The following is a 17,921-nucleotide window of genomic DNA, read 5'->3' as shown; positions in this document are numbered from 1 at the left end:
AGGTGGCCACAATGGATTCGATCCCCCTGGTGCACGCGAGTTTGGGGAAGCAGGAACTGGCGGCCGTCGAGGAGGTCTTCGCCTCCGACTGGACCGCCGGTCAGGGCCCGCGCGGCAAGGCGCTGGAGAAGGACCTCGTCGCGCGCTACGGCGTCGGCGACGCGGTCGCGTTGAGCAGTTGCGCCGCCGCGCTCCACCTGGCCCTGCTCGCGCTCGGCGTCGAGCCGGGCGACGAGGTGATCGTCGCCGACTACACGTTCCCGGCGCCCGCCCACGCGGCCCGGTACGTCGGCGCGGTGCCCGTGTTCGCGGACGTCCGTCCCGACACCGGCACCGTCGACCCGCAGGCAGTGGCGGACCTCGTCACCTCGCGCACCGTCGGGGTCATCGCGGTGGACACGGTCGGGCTGCCCGCCGACTACGCCGAACTGACGTCGATCACCGAACGGCACGGCCTGTTCCTCATCGAGGACGCCGCCTGCGCGGTCGGCGCGACCTACCAGGGACGCCCGGCGGGCTCGCTCGCACCGGTCGCCTGCCTGTCCTTCCACGGACGCAAGGGCATCACCAGCGGCGAGGGCGGCGCGCTGCTCACCGCCGACGCCGCGCTCGCGGCGGACGCGCGGCTGCGCTCGTCCTTCGGCATCGGCAGCATCTTCGACAAGGCCCAGGTCATCGGCCTGCCGATCCCCGAGTTCCTGGAGATCGGCTACAACTACAAGCTGTCCGACATCGCGGCGGCGATCCTCCAGGTGCAGCTCGGCCGCGCCGAGGAGATGCTGGAGCGGCGCCGCACGGTGGCAGCACGCTATGCCGAACTCCTCAAAGACGAGGACCTCGTCACGCTGCCGCACGTCCCCGGCGACCGCACCCATGCCTGGCAGTCCTATTTGGTCGCGCTGGACCCGGCGGTCGACCGCGCGGGCGTCGCCGCCGACCTGCGCGCCCGGGGCATCGGCTGCGGGCACGGCACGTGGGCGAGCCACCTCCAGCCCGTCTACGAGACCGACCAGTCGTGCCCGGTCTCGGCAGACCTGTTCCGGCGCCAGCTCGCCATTCCCATGCACGCCGAACTCACCGAGTCCCACGCGGAACGGGTCGTGGACGCCCTGCGCGACGCACTGCAAGCACACGCCGACAACGAGGGAGGTGCGGCATGACGGGCGAGCAGCCGACATCGGATCGGATCATGCGGCTCATCACCGGCTACTGGGCCACCGGCATCCTCGGCACGGCGGCGAGCCTGTCGCTGTTCACCCACATCGAGGACGCCCCGGCCACCGCCGAGGACCTCGCCGACCGCGCCGGGATCTCGCCCCGGGGCGCGCAGGCACTGCTCGACGGACTGGTCGGCATGGGCCTCGTCGAGGTGGACGGCGGCCGCTACCGCAACACCGCCGAGGCGTCCGCCTTCCTCGTGGAGGGCAAGCCGACCTGCCTGAGCGGCTTCGCCAAAGTGAAGATGGGCCACATGGGCTCGCTGGCGCGGTTGCCCGACGTCGTCCGCGCCGGGGGGCCGGTGACGGACGCCGTGGTGGAGGTGGCCGACAACCCGCACTGGGAGGACCTCATCCAGGCCCTCGCCGCACAGTCGGTCCCGGTCGCGACGATCGCCGCCGAGAAGCTCCGAATCGCGGAGGCCGGGGAGATCTCGATCTTCGACATCGGCGGCGGCTCCGGCGTCTACTCCGCCGTCTGGCTCGGGCTCAACCCCGCCGCCCGCGCCACCCAGCTCGACTGGGCGCCGATCAACGACATCGCCCGCCGCCTGCTCGCCGAGCGCGGCGTGGCCGACCGCGTCACCCATCTCGACGGCGACTTCCACACCACCGACTTCGGCGCCTCCCACTACGACTACGCGGTGTACTCCAACATCGCGCACCAGGAGGGCCCCGAGGACAACGTGGCGATCTTCGCGAAGGTCCGCAGCGCGCTCAGGCCGGGCGGCACGCTGGTCGTGTCCGACTACGTCGTCGACGACGACCGCTCGGGACCCGCCTACCCGCTGACGTTCGCCGGGGAGATGCTGCTCAAGAGCAGGCACGGCAGCACCTGGCGCCGCGCCGACTACCTCGCCTGGCTCACCAAGGCCGGGTTCGAAGAGGTCACGTTCCAGACCACGCCGTCCCCGGCCACCCTGGTCTTCGCCCGGTGAAGACCACCGGCGCGGCCATCGAACGCGGGGAGGGCGCGGAGCTCGCCGAGCTGTTCTTCGGCGGGATGGTGAGCCCCGCCGGGTATCTCGGCACCGCGCCGACCGCGCTCCTCGGCCGCGCCGGTGACCTGGAACGGCTCGACGACGTGCTGGCCGCCCCGGACGCCAGGCTGGTCACCGTCACCGGCCCCGCCGGGGTCGGCAAGAGCCGCCTGGTGATGGAGTCCTTCGGCCGTCCCGAGTCCGGCGGGACGGCCGAGGTCCTCGACTTCGGGCAGGTCGCCGATGTCCCCGCGTTCCGGCTCGTGCTGCGGCGGCTTCGGGAACAGTGCCACGAGAACTCCCCGCTCGTCCGGGGCGTGCTCGACCGGGTCGAGGCGGGCGGGCACACCGTCGTGTTCGACCACTACGAGGACGTCGCCGAGGATCTCGCGCCGCTCCTCGCCAAGTTCCGCCAGTGCTGCCCCCGGTTACGGATGGTCGCCGTCGGGACGACCCGGCTCGGCCTGTACGGGGAACGGGTCGTCCGGCTCCGTCCCCTGCCCACGGGCGACACGATCGAGGACGACCTGGACGCCGTCGCCCGGGTCCCAGCCGTGGAGCTGTTCGTGGAGTGCGCGCGGTCGGTGCGGCCCGACTTCGCGTTTACCGCCGAGAACGCGCGGTTCGTCCTCGCGCTGGTCCGGCTGGCGGGCGGGCTTCCGTTCGCGATCGAGCTTGCCGCCTCACAGGTCACGCTGGCCGAACCCGAACTGATCCTGGAACGATTCGAACGCGGGCCGGGCGAGCCGCACCGGATCGACCGCCACCCGTACTCGCGCCATTCGAGCGTCGGCGACCTGGTGTCGTGGACGTTCGCCCGCCTCCGGGCCGACGAGCGGATGCTGCTCAACCATCTGGCGATCTTCGAGGGCCCGTTCACGACCCGGGCGGCGGCCGAGGTGGTCGGCGGCTTCGACGGCGCCACCTACCGGACGATGGAGCGCCTCTTCGACAAGAGCGTGCTCGTCCCGGGCGAGCGGCGGCACGGCGAGCTGATCCTCGCGATTCCGAACGGCGTCCGGCTCGCGGCGGCCAGGTCGCTCGCCCGGCTGCCCGTCCATCCGACGCTCCGGCGCGCCCACGGCGTGTACTTCCGCACGGCCGCCGCCGCGCGACAGCCGTCCGGAACCGGGCGCCCCAGCCTCGACCTGCGGGCCGACCTGCTGGCCGCGTTCGACTACTGGCGCGAAGCGGCGGAGGGAAACGCCATGGCGGTGATCGCGAACGCGCTGGCCGTGCAGTCCACCGGGACGACGCGGGCGGGACAGTACCTGCGGCTGGCCGAGGAGGCGCTGCGCACGGGCGTCGACGACCTGCGGCTCCACGCCCGCACCCTCGAAACGGCGGGCGACCTGGCGCTGCGGCTGGGCTCGGCGGCAGCGCACGGCCACCTCGAAAAGGCCAGGGACGCCTACCGGACGGTGGACGACGACGGTGCCGTCCGATGCCTGGCACTCCTTGGCGACGCGGCGTACGCGGCCGGGGATCTCGACGTGGCGCGGCGCCGGTTCGAAGAGGGCCTCGCCGTCCTCGCGGCCCAGAGCTGCGACCAGGCCGACCCGGAGTCAGCGGCGGCCATGCGGCCACGCCTCACCCGGCAGCTCGCCGCGACCCTCCGGGAGGCGGGCGACCTGAGCGGCGCCAACAAGCTGGCCGGGGCCGCGCTCGCGGCGGAACTCGGCCGCGAGGACGGCGACGGCGCGGCGATCGCGCGATACGTGCTCGCGAGCGTCCGCTGGCTGGACCGCGACTCGGCCGACGCCAGGGCCCTGTTCGCCGACGCGGCGGGACGGCTCGGCGGCCTGCCGGACGCCCCGGAACGCCCCGAATGCCTGGAACTGCTGGCGATCACCCTGTGGAAGTGGCACCGGGTCGGCGACTGGAGCCTGCTCGTGGCCGCGCTGGGCCTCGCCGACCGGCTGCGGCGGCGGCTCGGGCCACGGCGCCCACGGCCGCTGGGCGAGCTGATCATGCCGGTACTGGCGGCCGCGAGCCAGCGGCTCACCGCCGCCGACTACGCCCGGGCCCGGCACTCCGGCGACGGGCTGACCTGGGAGGAGGCGCTGCGACTCGTGCCTGACGAGGACCCCCCGGCGGGCGCCACCGGTCCCGCCGTGCCCGCCGATGTCTCGGCCGTGCTGACCAAGCGGGAACTCGAGGTCGCGCTGCTGGTGGCCGAGGGGCTGACCAACCGGGTCATCGCGCGGCGGCTCGGGATCGCCGAATGGACCGTCGTGAACCATCTCCGGAAGGTCATGCGCAAGCTCGGCTGCCAGTCCAGGGTCCAGGTGACCCGGCGGCTGTCCGCGTGGTGAGTCACCGAATGTGATCATTAGCCGGTGCCCTCCCGGCCACCTTTGATGATCACTTCGAGCCATGTCGACGATCACCACGGCGGAAACAGCGGGCGCCCTCCGGCAATGCATCCGGCGCCACCGAGAATCGCGATGGCGGCCGCATGACAATTTATTGCTACCCGCCGTCCGCCCCACCGCTCCCGGGCCGCGCGCACCCCACCGGGCACCAACCTGCGAAAACGCCCGAAAGCCCCAAAACCTCGCTGGCCGAGGCAGGCCAACAATGAAATCGCATTGACAACAACGTCTTGGAGTGCTCAACCTACTGGGGATGGCAATAGCCAATACGCAACGCAATGAGTCATTCACGTACCGTACATTGACTGGTTAACGGTTCGCGGCTACATTGACTGAGCCGGCTTCGGGGGCTGGAAAACAATTTAACGGGGGCTGCGAAATGCAGTGTTTTGACGCAGCGCCGGATCTCGGCTGCGGTCATAACGGCCGCATTACGAAGTTATCTTCGACGAGCCCGGTGAACGTCGCCATCCACGGCTGTCCACTATATGTCGCTGTTTTTCGGCGACATATACTCTCCGCTCTCCACAACGACTCCGCACTCCGCGACCACTCCGCACTCCGCACCGTCGCCGCGCTCCACGGCGGGGCAGGCCCGCCGTCCCGCTCCGGTCGGACGCCCCGGACACGCGGTGAGATGTTGGGAGTTCACGGATGAGGAACGACGGGACCAACTTCGACACAATGGTGATCGGCGCTAAAATGGGCGGTCCGCACCAGTCACACTCCAATGGCAGAAGACCGGCCCATCCCGGCAACGGGGACGCGCGGCGCATCGCGGAGCTGGAACGCGAAGTGCGGGAACTCCGGCGCGCCAACGAGATTCTCAAAGTCTATTTCGCCAAGGAACTCGATCTCGACGTCCGACCCGCGCCCCCCGCTCTGGAGTTCGGACCGGGCAACCCGAGCGGCACTGACCTCATCCCGCCCACCTCGCGGGTACCGGCCGACCCCATGCACTGGGCCCCGGCAAGGCCGCAGCGGGCGTCGGACGAGCCACGTCCCATGGCGGAGTTCCGCGCCCTCGGCCCGATCGAGGCGGTCGTCGCGGGACGGCTGGTCGACCTCGGGGCGCCCAAACAGCGCGCGCTGCTAGCCGTGCTGATCAGCAAGGTGGGGCAGCCCGTGGCCGTCGACGTGATCGTCGAGGAGCTGTGGACCGGGAACCCCCCGCCATCGGCGATCACCTCGTTACAGGCGTACGTGGCCAACCTGCGGCGGGTACTGGAACCCGACCGCGCGCCGCGCACGCCCGCGACGGTCCTGCGCACCTTCGGCCGCGGCTACCTGCTGGACAACCGCGTCGTCGAGGTCGACATCGACCGTTTCGGCGAACGTGCCACCGCGGGCTGGCGGGCGCTGGACCGGGGCCGGGCGCAGCAGGCGCTCCGCGAGTTCGAGGCGGGGCTGACGCTGTGGCGCGGGCAAGCCTTCGCGGAGGTGGCCGACACCGCCTACGTGCGGCCCGAGGTGGCCCGGCTTGAGGAACTGCGGCTGTCGGTCATCGAGGGACGCTGCGCGGCGCTGCTGGCCGTCGGCGCCCACGAGATGGCGGTGGCCGAGTTGGAGGCGTTCACGCAGGCCCACCCGCTCCGCGAGTACGGCTGTGAGCTGCTGAGCCTGGCGTTGTATCGGTCCGGCCGGCAGGCCGAGGCCCTGGCCGTGCTCCGCACCAACCAGAAACGGTTGGCGGAAGAGCTCGGGATCGACCCGCGTCCGGCGCTCCAGCATCTGGAGAACGAGATCCTGAACCACGCTCCGGCGCTGGACTGGCGCCCGCTGCCCGGAGGCGGTTTCTAGGACGGCCGACCGCCCGCACGACCGAGTGCCCGGCGACCCGGTATGGGCGACGATCACGATCGCCGCCCATACCGGGTCGCCGCACCACGAGCGTCCTGGACGCCACGCCGCGACCATTTCCCGACCCGCCGCCGATCGTTGTTCACATTTTCATTGTCCATCCATTTCGGCATGCCCGCAAGTCTGCCGTGCGGATGAAACGGCGTGGCCGAGAATCCGATGGCAAGGCCCTTGTGACAATATGTTGCCCCACTGCCGTCCTTGACCCTGGCCTCTCCCGTTCCGCACGCTTTTGTTTATGGCTACCGTGCTGGAAAACAGACCGCGATCGGGCGGCAAGAAGGTCATTCTCGCGGAGCCGCGCGGCTTCTGCGCCGGTGTGCACAGGGCTATTGAGATCGTGGAACGCGCGCTGGAGATTCACGGCCCTCCGGTGTACGTGCGCAAGCAGATCGTGCACAACGAGCACGTGGTGCGCCGCCTTGAGGAGCGGGGCGCCAGGTTCGTCGATTCGGAGACCGAGGTCCCGGACGGCGCGGTGTGCATCTTCTCGGCGCACGGGGTGTCCCCGCAGGTGCGCGGCAACGCCGCCCGGCGCCATCTCACGGTCATCGACGCGACGTGCCCGCTCGTCGCCAAGGTGCACCAGGAGGCCCGCAGGTTCGCCCGCGACGAGCGGACACTGATCCTCGTCGGGCACGCCGACCACGAGGAGATCGAGGGTACCTTCGGGGAGGCCCCGGACCGCACGATCATCGTCCAGGACGCCGACGAGGCCAGGCGCGTCCACCTTCCGCCCGGGGTGCCCGCCGCCTACCTCACCCAGACGACGCTGTCGGTGGACGACACCGCCGAGATCGTGTCGATCCTGGAGGAGCGCTTCCCGGAGCTGACCGGCCCCGGCAGCGAGGACATCTGCTACGCCAGCCAGAACCGCCAGAACGCGGTGAAGGCGATCGCCAAGCGCAGCGACCTCGTGCTCGTCGTCGGCTCGGCGAACTCAAGCAACACGATCCGGATGGTGGAGGTCGCGCGGGCCGCCGGTTCCCAGGCCCACCTGTTGCCCGACGCCGACCGGCTCGACCCTGGCTGGCTGGACGGCGTCGGCACCGTCGGCCTGAGCGCCGGGGCGAGCGCGCCGGAGGTGCTTGTCGACGAGGTCATCGAACGGCTCGGCGACCTCGGCTTCACCGACATCGAGACCGAGGCGACCGCCAGCGAGACGGTCGTGTTCAAACTGCCGTCCGGCCTCCAACGCACGTCCACCAACGGCACGGGCGCGGCCGACGACGACACCGAGGACGACACGACCAGCACACTGCTGCTCGCCCGCGCCACGACCCTCATCGAGGACCTACTCAGCGCCGAGTGCTCGCGCTGGGGCGCCGTCGACGCCCGCGCGGCGATCCCGGTCGAAGCGGTCGCGGAGCTGGTCGCGGCGGGCGGCAAGCGGCTGCGTCCGACGTTCTGCGTCAGCGGCTACCTCGCCGCGGGCGGCATGGGCGGCGAGGACGCGGTGGCCGCCGCGGCCGCCGGACTGGAGCTGCTGCACGCCTTCGCCCTCATCCACGACGACATCCTGGACAACTCCCCCACCCGGCGCGGGGTGCCGACCGCCCACACGCGGCACGCCGCCGTCCACGCGGAACGCGGCTGGGTCGGCGAGGCCCGCCGCTACGGGGAGGGCGTCGCCATCCTGGCGGGCGACCTGGCTTTCGGCTACGCCAACCGGCTCACCCGCGACCTCCCAGCACGCGCCAGGGAGGTCTGGACGGACCTCACCACCGAAATGATCATCGGCCAGCAGCTGGACGTCGCCCTCGCCGCCGAACCCGCCCCGGACGCCGACCTCGCCCGCTGGATCGCGGTGTGCAAGTCGGGCCGCTACACCATCCACCGTCCGCTCGCGCTCGGCGCGGCCATCGCCGGACGGTCCGACCTCCAGGAGACGTTCGAGGCGTACGGCGACGCCGCCGGGGAGGCGTTCCAGCTGCGCGACGACCTGCTGGACGCCTTCGGCGACTCCGCGACGACCGGCAAGCCCGCCGGTCTCGACGTCCGCGAACACCGCATGAACCTCCTGCTCGCCCTGGCCGCCACCAGTGACGCCGAGGTGGGCCGACTCGTCGCGGACGGCCTGGACGGCGGCGGCTGGGATCCGTCCAGACTGCACGCCGCGATGGTCGCCTCCGGTGTCCGGGACGAGATCGAACGACGCATCGACCTGCTCGTCACGTCCGCCCGCGCGGCCCTCGACTCGGCGCCACTGACCGACGGCTGGCGGCGCCGCCTCGGCGAGATGGCCGAACGCGTGGCCTACCGCGACCGCTGACGACGACCTCCAACGAAAGGTGCCCACCAATGGTGGATCTCGGACTCCCGCGGATACCGCGAACACTCGCCACGACCAGAAAGAGCAGGCAACTGAAGCTCGGCCACGACGACCGAGCGGTCCTCGTAGGCGGCGGCGCCCCAGTAACTGTGCAGTCGATGACGACGACAGTCACAGCGGACGTCAACGCCACCCTCCAACAAATAGCGGAGCTGACGGCCTCGGGCTGCCAGATCGTCCGAGTGGCAGTACCGTCCGCCGACGACGCCGAAGCGCTCCCGGAGATCGCCCGAAAATCACAGATCCCGGTAATCGCCGACATCCACTTCCAACCGCGCTACGTGTTCGCGGCGATCGACGCCGGATGCGCGGCGGTACGCGTCAACCCTGGCAACATCAAGGCGTTCGACGACAAGGTGGCCGAAATCGCGAAGGCCGCCGCCGACGCCGAGGTACCGATCCGAATCGGCGTGAACGCGGGCTCGCTCGACAAAAGACTGCTCGCCAAGCACGGCAGCGCGACCCCGGACGCCCTGGTGGAATCGGCCCTCTGGGAGTGCTCACTCTTCGAGGAACACGGCTTCCAGGACCTCAAGATCTCCGTCAAGCACCACGACCCGGTAGTAATGATCGCCGCATACCGCAAACTGGCCGCAGCCTGCGACTACCCACTACACCTAGGGGTCACCGAAGCCGGACCCCAGTTCCAGGGGACGGTGAAGTCCGCAGTCGCATTCGGCGCGCTCCTAGCGGAGGGCATCGGCGACACGATCCGCGTGTCACTGTCGGCACCGCCCGCCGAAGAGGTCAAGGTAGGCATCGCGATCCTGGAGTCCCTAGGCCTACGAGACCGCCGCCTGGAGATCGTCTCGTGCCCATCCTGCGGCCGCGCCCAAGTGGACGTCTACAAGTTGGCCGAAGAGGTCACCGCAGGCCTGGACGGCCTGGAGGTACCGCTCCGAGTCGCCGTGATGGGCTGCGTCGTCAACGGCCCCGGCGAGGCCCGCGAGGCCGACCTCGGCGTAGCGTCCGGCAACGGCAAGGGCCAGATCTTCGTCAAGGGCAAGGTCGTCACAACGGTCCCCGAGTCGAAAATCGTAGAAACCCTGATAGACCAGGCCCTCCGCCTAGCCGAAGAGGCGTCCGCCAGCAACACCCCAACCGGCAAGCCAGAGGTCATCACCGTCTAGGCCCCTGGTGCGAACACGACCGCGAGGTGGTTGGTCAACATGGTCAAACTCGCGGGTTCCCCCCTGGCCGCCGCGAGCAGCGCGATGACCCCCATCTCAGGGAGGTAGTAGTGGCGATGGTGGCCTGGATCACGGATGACACTGATGACCCCCCGTTCGGCCCATCGCCGGAGATTGCCCGTGGAAACCCCGCAGACCTGCGCCGCCCGTGTGGCGTTGACCCACGGCCCACCGCTTTCGCAGTGAACGACGGCGATCCAGCCCCAGCGTTCCCGCTGGCGCTGCTCCTCGGCACTGACTAACGGCAACTTCCTCCACCTTTCGTCGCGTCGACGGCGTGGGGCCTCCGTCCCTGTTCGTGCGGAACCGAACGGGACAGGGACGGAGGCCCTGAGATGACACCGGCCCCTCTGCGGCTCCCCAGCCGAGGGGCCTTCCCTGCGTGTCATCTCCAGACACGAGGGACGTGCCAAAGGAAGGCGGAAACACGTCCCTCGTAAGTCTCACCAGGGGTTACCTGGATACATTCGGTCCTTGAGGAGCTTGTCGACCTCCTCGGCCGCCGCCTTGACGTCTCCGCAAGGGGACAGATAGCCGTGCCTGCCGCGCCGAGCCTCGTGGTAGGCCCACATCTGATTGGGCACGGCGCGGGCGTTCACCACCGTCCCCACATGACTGCGCGGACCTGGGACGTACACCCACAGGAACGGTTCCCAGAACGCGGGCAACGCGACCGGAAACTCGTCGGGACGGTAGAGCCGGACGGCCCGGTACCCCAACGGCTTGAGCGCGGCGCTGAGCGTGTCCAGGTACCGCACGGCCGTCGAGCGTCCCAGATGCGTGCGCAGCCGGAGCATGCGCCGTTGCGCCCGGACGGTCAACGGTCGAGTTTCGCCCATATGGTCTTGCCCCTTTCACTGGTCAGTCGTACGCCCCAGTCACGGACGAGCATCGACATCATGTAGAGGCCGCGTCCCGACTCGGCCGACCCTTCGACTTCTCGAACGACCGGCATCTTTTCACCCGAATCCCAGACCTCCACGACCACGGACCCGTCTTGCTCGTCCTCGAAGACTCGAACGACGACCTGTCCGATTTTGACGTGCTTGTGGACATTGGTTACGAGTTCGCTAACCACGGTCCGTCCTACGTAGTCGTCTGCGATCCCCAGATCGCAGAAGCACTTCGTGACGAAGTCACGCGCGGCCTTCGGTGCATTGACGGTGGGAAGGAGGGTGAGCGTGTGCACCTCTGGGGCTTGGGCAGTACTGGGCATCTTTGGCGACCTTTGAAGTCGGTTCTTTGACTGCCCACATCAACTCACAGGAAAGCGTAGGATAACGGTGGAGTTGAGAAGTGCCCGCATCCGACTAGCGATCAAATCGTCATGCACTCAACACGCGAGGAAGATCGACATGGCTTCTAGCAGCGAAAACAGGATGAGGATCGACCCCGAGCTGGCCGGATTCGGTAGCGAGATCAAACGCAGGCGAGAGGCAGCCGGAATCAACCAGGCTGAGCTCGCCCGGCAGCTCAGCGTCGTACGCTCCTACGTCGGCCACGTAGAGCGTGGCCGCACCAAGTGCCGTAGAGAATTCGCGATGCGAGTAGACAAGGCGCTCAACGCAAACGGAGAGATCGTCGAAGCATGGGACGAACTGGTCGAAAGACTCAAGACCGTCAAATACCCGGCACACTTCGTGAACTTCCCCAAAGCGGAGGCTTCGGCTGGCATGCTTCGGGGGTACGAGGCATCCCGTGTCTACGGTCTCTTCCAGACGGAGGCGTATGCTCGCTTCCTGCTCCCGGGCGAAGAAGACCTCAAGAGCAGGATGAGGAGGCAGGAGCTCCTCAAGAGGACCCCGCCACCGTTTATCTCCGTGGTAATGGACGAGAGCGTCCTATACCGCGAGATGGATAGTCCGAAGACCATGCATGAACAGCTTGAATACCTCATCGAACTGTCATACCGCGAACGCATCAGCATTCAGATCGCTCCGTTCGCCTACTTCCAAGGAGTCCTGACTCCGTTCGCTATCGCCACGCTGCCCGACCAGCGTCAGGTGGTGTTCACGCAGAAGGCATATGGGGGCGAGACCTCGACTAGACCCGAAGATGTGGCGCGGACATGCGAAGCCTTCGTTACACTCCAGGCGGGAGCGCTCAACGTAACGGATACGAGAGCGCTGATCAGAAGGGTGATTGACGAGAGATGGACCTGAGCACCGTCACATGGCGCAAGGCTTCCCGAAGCAGCGAATTGGGCGACAACTGCGTTGAGGTCGCGAGCGTCCCGAGCGTCGTCGCGCTGCGTGACAGCAAGAACCCAGAAGGCGGCAACATCCTCGTGACCCGCGAGGACTTCCGCCGCCTAGCTGAGACCCTCAAGAACCTCTAGAACGGCAGGGACCCCCTGGGCCAACGCTGGCCACAAGGGGGTTTCTGCGTCCTGACCTGTCGGCCACCTTGCTTTGGCCTCCTACGAACCATCGCGCGTCTGGGCGGGAGAGCAGGCGTTGCCGGTCCATCCGTTCCGCGACGGCGGCCTCGACCTCCTCATCAGGATGCTGCGTCTCCACCCGTTGCTCGACGAGCACACCCGTCAGCGCGGCCCGGGTGTAAGCCTCGGTCTGCGCCATGCCCGGGATCACCTTCGGCTGGTACGACCGAGCGACCGCGAGCTCCTCGTACACCTGGCGGACCGACTTCTGCGCCGCCTCCAACCCGCCACGGTTCAGCTGCGAGTACGGAACCCACATGCCCGCGACGGCCGCCTGCTCGGCCAGCAACTGCCTGCGCCGCGACTCCGACGCCCCGCAGACCGAGCACCACAGCTCCACGTGCCGGGCCGTGATCGTCCGCTGCCCCTTCTCGATCATTGAGACCGACGACGGGGCCCTCCACCCCGCCCGCTCGGCCAAGGCCCGCCCGGAGAGACCACTGCCCTCCCGCAACGCACGGAGTTTCGCGCCCAGAAGCTCCCGCGCTGCCTGAGCCGACGATGAAGGTGATGACGGCATAGTCACGCCATCATGCCCAACGGTCCGGCATTGCGTGCGGACAGGACGGGCCGTCGCCGTCCAGTCGTCGAGACTGGTTTGAACCCTCCGCCGCCAGCGGTTCTCCCAGAGGCTCAGCTTCTACGGGTGTCATGGGCCGAGGATCGCGTCCTTGGCGGCCCGCGCGAGCGTCGCCTGGGTCGACGCGGTGAGCCCGATCCGGTTCCAGTGGAAGATCACGTGGAGAATGACGACCGCACGTACTCCGCGTGTGAGTCCACCTTGTTCTCGGACGGTTCGTAGCGTCTGCCCGGCGTCGGTGAACGCGGCGAGCCAGTGACCATCCATGAAGTCCGCGCTGGGGGTGCCGGTGATGAGGCTGTGGATGTCGCGTGTGAAGGATCGCCAGGTGGTGTCGTCCGGGAGGGTGTTCAGGAACGGTGCACGTTGCTCGGCGAGGCGTGCCCAGACGTCGCCTTGCTCGTTGATGTCCAGTCCGGCGGCGCGCATCAATGCTGCGGACAGAACGAGGGATCGTTCGCGCCGGTCCGCTGGGGCGGCGAGGAACTTGAGCAAGTGGCGGCTGTCAGCGTAGAACAGGGTGTGCGCGGCGTTCATGCTGGTGGGGCCGCCGAAGGCGGGTGTTTCCGGCTCGTAGATATCGCGGGTCCAGGTCAAGCCGTTCGTGATGACCGGGTGGATCGGGTCGGTGTTGTGACCATCGGCCAGGAGGTAGCGGATACGCCAAGCGCCTTTGCGGACGAACCACCACGCGGTGATGAGTCCGTCGTTCTCGGCGGCGGGGAGGATACGGCCGAGGTGATCAACCGCGCGGTGTTCGCGTTCGCGCGGGTCGTGGCCGGGATAGGTGATGTTCACCTGCGTCCAAAGGTCGTTCACCACTGGGATGTCCATTTCAGACGATGAGCAGGCAGGCGTCCCATGACGTCAGGGTTCCGGCTGTGGCGAGGGTGGCGCCGGACGAACCTTCGAGAAACCCGGACGGTTCGTCGGCCGGGGTCGCGCGGCCTTGGTGCCGGTGCAGAAGTGGCGTGATGGGGATCGGAGTGAGGGCGTCGGCGGCGATCCGGCGGCCGGTGGCCAGGAGTCCGGCGGTGCCGTGGCACAGGCTTCGGTCGGTCAGCCGGGCGACCTGCTGAGAGTCGGTGACACAAGCGGTGAACGCGGCTTCGGCGTGTTGTTGGCGGGCGGTGTCGCCCAGGGCCCGGGCGGCGAGTTGCCGGGCGCGAGTGATACCGGGGGTTCCATAACACCATGACGGACGTAGCGGCTCCGTCTGGGACGGTCGCCCGGCGCGAAGGTCGTCGAGCGTGACGATCTCCGGCCACCAGGACCCGCCGTCGCCGGTGCGCTGCTCCCAGGCGTCCAGCCATCGGGTGATGCGGGTGATCGCGTCGATGTGTCCGGGAACGTGGACGCCGTCGATCAGCGTGACCGCCAGGAAGGCGAGAGGTCCGGTGATGCCGTGGGCGGCCCCTTGGTTGGAGTGACCGCCGGGTGGGCCGGGGCGAGTGCGGTTCGGACCGGCGGGGCACCACCAGCCGGGGAGTCCCCCGATGGGTTCGGTGAGCCGTACGAGGTAGGTGAGGACGTCGCGGAGCACGCCGGTGTTGCCGCTGCGTCGTAAGGCGACACCGATGCCGGTCAGTCCACCGATGAGGTCATATTCGGCGAGTTGGGGCTGCTCGCGGCGGTCGATGCGGCGGTGTGCGGTGTCGAGTCGGTGGCGCGTCACGGCAGCGGTACCCGCGTCGACGGTCGCGGTCGCCTCATCGATGCCCGCTAGCCCGTCGGCGGCGTGCAGGACGAACGACAGGGCCGGGGCGCCGTAGTACAGGCTCGCCACCGGTGCGGTGGTGACCCCGTCGGCGACCGCCTCGGTGAGCGTGGCCGCCACGTTTGCCCAGACGGCGGGGTCGGTGCGGGCGCGTTCGATGTGCAGGAGCGCGGTTCCGGCGGCGCCGCCGGACAGCGACTGGCCGGGCCTCACGCGAAACTCCGGCCGCGGGCGGCGGCGCGGGCCAGGCGCAGGCAGTACCGCTCGGAGTCCAGATCGACGCCGATGGCGCGGGCATGGTGGAGGTGAAGGAGATCGGCGAGGGCCTGGTCCGGGTCCAAGCCGTCACGGTCGATCGCGGCCCGGTAGTCGGTGAGAGCCCCGCGCAGACGCTCGTCGCTTGGACGGGTGGCGGGCAGTCGGCCGCGGAGCGGCGGGCCACCGCGATGGTCAACGTGGTCGATGAGCCACCGCTCCCCGTTTCCGAGGGTGAAACCATCGGCGATGGTGAGCATTCCGGCGGCGGTGCGGGTGGACAGATCCTGCTCGGCTGCCAAGAGGGTGAGGACGGCGTTGGAGTCGGCGGCGAACACCCGGTGGGCGGCAGCCAGGGTCGGCTCGGAGCCGAAACGTGCTTCGGGCCGGTAAGTGGTGATCGTGTAGTCGAAGAGGACCCCGTCGTCGTGGAGGGCGGAGGCCCAGTCGGCGAGGCGCGCGGCGGCGTCGGCGAAGGCGCCTGGTTCGGTGAGCGGAATCCTGAGCCGGAGATGCTGACCACCGTGGCCCGGCGTGGGGTGTCGGATGAACCACCAGCCGTCGACATCGTCGACCAGGCCGTCCAGCCGGGTGAGGATGCCATCGGTGCGGCCGTGCAGGTGGACGGACAACCAGGACGACCGGCCAGGCCGGTGAACGGTACCGGTGAGGCGGACGGGCCGGAGCCTCCGGAGCAGCGACGTCACGGGCCGTCGGGTGAGGGTGAGGACGATCTCGTGGGCCCGGCCGTCGATCCAGCCAGCGTTGCCGGGAGCCTGCGTGAGCGTCGCTCTCGGGTTCCGGGTGAGGTGGCTGCGCAGGAGCGCCAGATGGGCGGGCTCGGCGAGGTCAAGACGAACACGGACGTCGCTCTCACCGAGCAGCGCCGCGTCCGGTATCCGCCGCGCGGCGGACAGTTGGTCCCATGCGTGCCGCCAGGTGCTCCAGGAGGCGTCGCGGCCGGGAAGAACAGTGGCGGCGACCGTCCAGCGGGCGGGACTCAGGATCGAGCGGCCGTGCCGGATCGCAGGCAGGAACGGCAGCTCGCCAGCGACGTTTCCCCAGGTGAACGGGCAACAGGGCGCTGACCAGGCGAACGGAATCTCGGTTAAGAACCGTAGGAGCGGCTGTTGCCCGACGGGCAGGTCGACGGCGTTGAAGAGCAGTGGTTCGACCGCCCTGAACCCACGCGACAGCGACACCAGCCACAAGCGGCGCGCGTCACCGGTCACCGCCAGGTCGTCCAGGGAAACCGCATGATCCCCGAACTCGCCGACCGGTAGCAGCTCGGACAGGAGCTCGGGTACGCGGGCCGCACTGGTCATCGCCGACATCAGCGGCGGCCCCGACAGCTGGACGGTCAACGCGCCGGGCATCGTCGTCGGCAGGTTCCGGTAGGTCGTGCGGAACTTGCCGAGGTCTGCGTCATCGAGCAGGTAGAGGAACCGTCCGATGGACGCCCCCGCGTGACGGGCGCCGCTGACGACGGTGAGCGTGAACCGGCCGCCGTTCACGTCCGTCCTGGATGCGGCGGCCAGATGGAACCGCAGTTCGGTGTGCGGGGCGGATTCGCGGCAGGGTTCCTGGGCGAGGCGGCGGGACAGGTCGTCATCGAGGTCCACGACCGTGCCGCCGTCGAGAGCGGCCTGCTGGGCGAGCCGTGCGAGCATTACGTCGCGGGGCGTGAGCGTGTCCGGGATTCGTCGTCGCGAGCCGCGATATCCAGCGGGAAACCCCAGCCCGGTGGCACCGACGAGCTCCCGGATCGGCACTGCCGCGCCCGGACCGTACCGATCGAGGAACGCCCGGTGGTAGTCGTCCCATACCGGCATCGGCGGTGCGACGCGGGCGAGTGCGGTGGCGGCGCGTTCGGCTTCACGCAGTACTGCGGGCGGCAGCGTCAGCGCGCCATCGACCCGCACGTCGCTCGTACCCCCGCCACCCGGGACGGGGAGGGTGTGGCGAGCGAGATGGGCGGCCGGGTCAGTCACCGTCATCGCGGGCCGAGCCGCCGAGACCAGGGCACGGTGCGACAACAGCCCCACCAACAGGTCGTCGATCACAGGTGGAGCGACGGACGGCGCCTCGGCCGCGAGCTTGGCGGCCAGGTCGGCGAACAGGATCGGAAGCTGGGCCGCATCGACGGCGAGCCGGACTGGTCCGGTCAGGTCGATCTCGATGTCGGACGCGCCCGGCACGACCCACACCCGGCCCCGTGCGTATCCAAGCGGATTGGCCATGACCAGAACGCGGCGCAAGAGATCGGGACGCCGCTCCACCTCGTCGACGTGCCGCTCGATGACCAGCCCACTTGGCCGGTGCACGACGCGGTGATCCCCGCCCGAACGCACGACCGTAGCCGACCCGAACCTGATCGGCGCGATACCGGCCAACCTGCCGTACGGTGTCGCTCTCGTCGTCCACCGCAGCAGGTAGCGCGTCAGTGCCTCCACAACCCGCCGCAACCGTCGTACCTGCTGGACTCCCCCAAGCGACGACCCGTTCAGGTGCCGATCAACCTGAGAGGCGAGGTCCGGGGCGGCATCTCGTACCGCGTCAGCGAACCCGGCCAGTGCCCACACCTGGCGCGTCCAGGCCCGCCACCCGGCGGGGTCGTCGCGAGTCAGATCCGGCCAGCCCGGCAGCTCCAGACCCGCAGGTACCGTCGTCGCCCTGATCAGGGCCGCGTCAACAGCCTCGTACATGCTCACGCTCATCCTCTGGGGAGTCCGAACCGGCTCGTGACCCGACCCCGGATACCAGGGCCGGGCCGCGACCGGCGTAGATCGTCAGCAGTTGGTGGTGCAGGCGCTGCTACTGGTGTTCCCGCTACCGCAGTTGTCGGAGGTGTCGGCACCGATCACCCAGGGATCGGGTCCGTTGCTGACGAGCCGGACATTGAGCAGAAAGTCGTCCGTGCGGAACTCGGCGTCGGGAGCGGACGTGTCGGCATTGGCGTCCATCGGGGCGTTCCT

15 protein-coding genes are annotated in these 17,921 nt (G+C 69.3%); 8 read left to right on the top strand and 7 right to left on the bottom strand.

Features of this window, described 5'->3' with window-relative positions; all coding sequences use genetic code 11:
• Positions 1-11 precede the first annotated feature (11 nt).
• The 6 genes from ABD808_RS23125 (at position 12) to ispG (ending at position 9,894) form a co-directional block, all read left to right on the top strand.
• Positions 12-1,160, top strand: coding sequence for a DegT/DnrJ/EryC1/StrS family aminotransferase (locus ABD808_RS23125; protein WP_344900062.1), 1,149 nt, complete (start codon positions 12-14; stop codon positions 1,158-1,160).
• Positions 1,157-2,155 (top strand): class I SAM-dependent methyltransferase, encoded by a 999-nt coding sequence (locus tag ABD808_RS23120; RefSeq protein ID WP_344900060.1) that lies wholly within the window; start codon positions 1,157-1,159, stop codon positions 2,153-2,155. The genes ABD808_RS23125 and ABD808_RS23120 overlap by 4 nt, the downstream gene beginning before the upstream one ends.
• Complete coding sequence (locus ABD808_RS23115; RefSeq protein WP_344900058.1) at positions 2,152-4,512, top strand: LuxR C-terminal-related transcriptional regulator; 2,361 nt, start codon at positions 2,152-2,154, stop codon at positions 4,510-4,512. The genes ABD808_RS23120 and ABD808_RS23115 overlap by 4 nt, the downstream gene beginning before the upstream one ends.
• A gap of 714 nt (positions 4,513-5,226) precedes the next feature.
• The gene (locus ABD808_RS23110; RefSeq protein ID WP_344900056.1) at positions 5,227-6,372 is read left to right on the top strand and encodes an AfsR/SARP family transcriptional regulator; all 1,146 of its coding nucleotides are present in this window, start codon (positions 5,227-5,229) and stop codon (positions 6,370-6,372) included.
• A 298-nt stretch (positions 6,373-6,670) separates the two neighbouring features.
• Positions 6,671-8,704, top strand: coding sequence for a 4-hydroxy-3-methylbut-2-enyl diphosphate reductase (locus ABD808_RS23105; protein WP_344900054.1), 2,034 nt, complete (start codon positions 6,671-6,673; stop codon positions 8,702-8,704).
• A gap of 29 nt (positions 8,705-8,733) precedes the next feature.
• Positions 8,734-9,894 (top strand): flavodoxin-dependent (E)-4-hydroxy-3-methylbut-2-enyl-diphosphate synthase, encoded by a 1,161-nt coding sequence (ispG, locus tag ABD808_RS23100; RefSeq protein WP_344900052.1) that lies wholly within the window; start codon positions 8,734-8,736, stop codon positions 9,892-9,894.
• 503 nt (positions 9,895-10,397) lie between these two features.
• Here ispG and ABD808_RS23095 read toward each other — a convergent pair.
• Entirely contained in the window at positions 10,398-10,793 is a 396-nt protein-coding gene (locus ABD808_RS23095) for a hypothetical protein (RefSeq protein WP_344900050.1), read from the bottom strand.
• Positions 10,772-11,170, bottom strand: coding sequence for an ATP-binding protein (locus ABD808_RS23090; RefSeq protein ID WP_344900048.1), 399 nt, complete (start codon positions 11,168-11,170; stop codon positions 10,772-10,774). Before ABD808_RS23090 ends, ABD808_RS23095 begins: the two co-directional genes overlap by 22 nt.
• A 139-nt stretch (positions 11,171-11,309) precedes the next feature.
• Between ABD808_RS23090 and ABD808_RS23085 the strand changes: the two genes are divergently transcribed.
• Positions 11,310-12,116 carry a helix-turn-helix domain-containing protein gene (locus ABD808_RS23085; RefSeq protein ID WP_344900046.1) on the top strand — a complete coding sequence of 269 codons (807 nt, stop codon included), beginning with the start codon at positions 11,310-11,312 and terminating at the stop codon, positions 12,114-12,116.
• Positions 12,107-12,292, top strand: a complete 186-nt coding sequence (locus tag ABD808_RS23080; RefSeq protein ID WP_344900044.1) for a DUF397 domain-containing protein — start codon at positions 12,107-12,109, stop codon at positions 12,290-12,292. Before ABD808_RS23085 ends, ABD808_RS23080 begins: the two co-directional genes overlap by 10 nt.
• Here the strand turns inward: ABD808_RS23080 and ABD808_RS23075 are convergent.
• The 5 genes from ABD808_RS23075 to fxlA all read right to left on the bottom strand — a co-directional run bounded on the left by ABD808_RS23075 (position 12,279) and on the right by fxlA (position 17,909).
• Positions 12,279-12,914 carry a Scr1 family TA system antitoxin-like transcriptional regulator gene (locus ABD808_RS23075; protein WP_344900042.1) on the bottom strand — a complete coding sequence of 212 codons (636 nt, stop codon included), beginning with the start codon at positions 12,912-12,914 and terminating at the stop codon, positions 12,279-12,281. The two genes, ABD808_RS23080 and ABD808_RS23075, sit on opposite strands and share 14 nt — an antisense overlap.
• Positions 12,915-13,043: 129 nt before the next feature.
• The gene (locus ABD808_RS23070) at positions 13,044-13,808 is read right to left on the bottom strand and encodes a thiopeptide-type bacteriocin biosynthesis protein (protein ID WP_344900040.1); all 765 of its coding nucleotides are present in this window, start codon (positions 13,806-13,808) and stop codon (positions 13,044-13,046) included.
• Position 13,809: 1 nt separating this feature from the next.
• Complete coding sequence (locus ABD808_RS23065; protein ID WP_344900038.1) at positions 13,810-14,904, bottom strand: lanthionine synthetase C family protein; 1,095 nt, start codon at positions 14,902-14,904, stop codon at positions 13,810-13,812.
• Positions 14,901-17,651 carry a lantibiotic dehydratase gene (locus ABD808_RS23060; RefSeq protein ID WP_344900036.1) on the bottom strand — a complete coding sequence of 917 codons (2,751 nt, stop codon included), beginning with the start codon at positions 17,649-17,651 and terminating at the stop codon, positions 14,901-14,903. Before ABD808_RS23060 ends, ABD808_RS23065 begins: the two co-directional genes overlap by 4 nt.
• An 84-nt stretch (positions 17,652-17,735) precedes the next feature.
• A complete protein-coding gene (gene fxlA, locus ABD808_RS23055; RefSeq protein ID WP_344900034.1) occupies positions 17,736-17,909 on the bottom strand; it encodes an FxLD family lanthipeptide in 174 nt (57 codons plus the stop codon).
• Positions 17,910-17,921: the final 12 nt, after the last annotated feature.

This window comes from Actinomadura meridiana, from assembly GCF_039537545.1.
In the GTDB taxonomy this organism is placed as follows: Bacteria; Actinomycetota; Actinomycetes; order Streptosporangiales; family Streptosporangiaceae; genus Spirillospora; species Spirillospora meridiana.
This window is presented reverse-complemented; position numbering and strand designations above follow the sequence as displayed.